At 65.1% G+C, this 1,837-nt stretch carries 2 protein-coding genes; one reads left to right on the forward strand and one right to left on the reverse strand.

Annotated features, from left to right (window positions below):
* Positions 1-262: 262 nt before the first annotated feature.
* The gene (locus E1264_RS42355; RefSeq protein ID WP_132183191.1) at positions 263-1,207 is read right to left on the reverse strand and encodes a HEAT repeat domain-containing protein; all 945 of its coding nucleotides are present in this window, start codon (positions 1,205-1,207) and stop codon (positions 263-265) included.
* Positions 1,208-1,552: 345 nt separating this feature from the next.
* Between E1264_RS42355 and E1264_RS42360 the strand changes: the two genes are divergently transcribed.
* Complete coding sequence (locus E1264_RS42360) at positions 1,553-1,834, forward strand: hypothetical protein (protein ID WP_132183193.1); 282 nt, start codon at positions 1,553-1,555, stop codon at positions 1,832-1,834.
* Positions 1,835-1,837: the final 3 nt, after the last annotated feature.

Raw genomic sequence — 1,837 nt, forward strand, 5'->3', positions numbered from 1 at the left:
GCCCCGCGACCCACCCTCTGCCTAGCGCGCCCCGAGCAGCGGGAGCGCACTGTGCGCTCCCGCTACCGGAGCAGTTCTCAGGTCTGCGACGATCGCTGTGGGAGGCGGGCGATGGTGGCGGATGGGTCCCGCGTTGGTCAGTCGGGTGACGTGATCTCTATGCGTGGAGGCGCCCCGCCGGTCTTTTGACGAAGCTGAGCTTCACCGAGACCAGGCACGGCGGCATCACCCTGCCGGTCCACTGAACAGGTCGGTGCCAGTCCTAACCCTGCCAGCGTCCGATGCCGTCCCAGGCCTTCTCCAGATGGCGAGCCATCCACGGCCGACGAGCCGTGAAGCCTCCGTGTATCTCCCGCATCAGGGACTCGCCTCCTTCGGCGCTCGCCTGCGCACCGATGGCTCGGACCAGGCCCTTGATCGACGGTGACAGGGGGTCGCTGCCGTCAGCACACAGCTCGTCCAACAATGCGACCGCAGCAACGGGAAAAGGAAGGTCGGCGGCCAGTCGCTGGCGGACGGCAGCCAGGTCTGTGTCCAGTTTGGCCTGCGCACGCGATTGCCTGGCGTCCAGTACCCGATCGATCTCTGCTGCGCTCTCCTCAGACAACCGACCGTCAGTGCGCTCAGCGTCCCGCCGGGCCATCCCCTGCAGAATCCTCTCGGCCTCCCTGCGCTGGGCGGCTGAGCAGTCCCGGCTCTCGGCCAGCTCCACGAGAGCCGTTACCGCAGGATCACCGATTTCTTCCAGACCCTCGACGACATGAATGGGAAGGCTGAATTCCTCCTCGTCAACCAGTCGGAACGAATCCATCAGCGCCGACAGCACGCCGTCGGGCAACTCCCCCGGCACACGAAGCAGGTTCCGGAATGCGAATCTCAGGTGGTACAGCTGGTGGTAAGAGCCGTGGCGGTCGAGTAGTTCGATCAAGGTGAGCAGGGCCCTATGGTCAGCCAGGGCCACAGTGGCGGTACACAGTTCACGCAGTACCTTGTCAGATCTCGATTGTCGCGGACCTTCCGCCAGCAGGACCACCTCGTGGCGGAGGGACTGGAGAACGTCGTCGAGTGCGGACAGATCACCCAGCCGCCCAATCGCCTGGGCCGCCGCCGCCCGAACCCGCGGCTTTTCATGTGTCAGCGCCGCACATAGTGCAGGGACATCACGCCGTCGAGCAAGCTTGCCGATGTTCGGCCTGAAAACTCCCATATCAAAGGGACCCTACGGGATGTCCACCGGACGGACACAGGCAGCGAGCAGACCTTCGTGACAGGAAACCAGCTTCTGGGCGGTGCCACCGGTCGGCCTCATCCTCACTGCAGAGGGCGTCCCTCCGGAGTCAAGCCGCCACCGGGCGGACCGTCTCCCCACCGACGAGCGCCAGAGCCATGAACAGCAAGCTGAGCGACAAAGCATCCCAGATAGAAGACAACCCATGGTCGTCCACACACCGGGCACCTGGCGCCCGGTCCCGGCGCCTTATTCGACACGGTCGAATACGACAGGACACCCTCATCTACTGCCAGTACCGGGCCCACCCAGGTCTCACCCACTGTGCGCGGGATCGACCAGCAGATCACCAATGCCGAACGCGCCGTGGCCGGGAAGAAGCCGGTCAGAGGCAAACGCTTCTTCGCCCTGGAAAGCGCGGCGAGGAGCGTCAACCGCGATCTGAAAGCCAAAGCCCGCACGCCGCCCGCACTCAAAGGGCTACCTCGTCAGCGGCGCATCGGAGTTGTGGAGGTGTCGGCGAGGGCCGCCCGGCAATTCAGAAGGCGAGAGAACTGCTCGATGCAGCGCCCGTCTGTCCGAAGTGGGGTTCAGGTCAGCGTCTGAAGG

Source organism: Actinomadura sp. KC216 (genome assembly GCF_004348535.1).
Taxonomy (GTDB): domain Bacteria; phylum Actinomycetota; class Actinomycetes; order Streptosporangiales; family Streptosporangiaceae; genus Spirillospora.

Excerpts from the sequence above, each read along its gene's own strand:
- E1264_RS42355 (WP_132183191.1), bottom strand. The coding sequence starts at position 1,207 with ATGGGAGTTTTCAGGCCGAACATCGGCAAGCTTGCTCGACGGCGTGAT.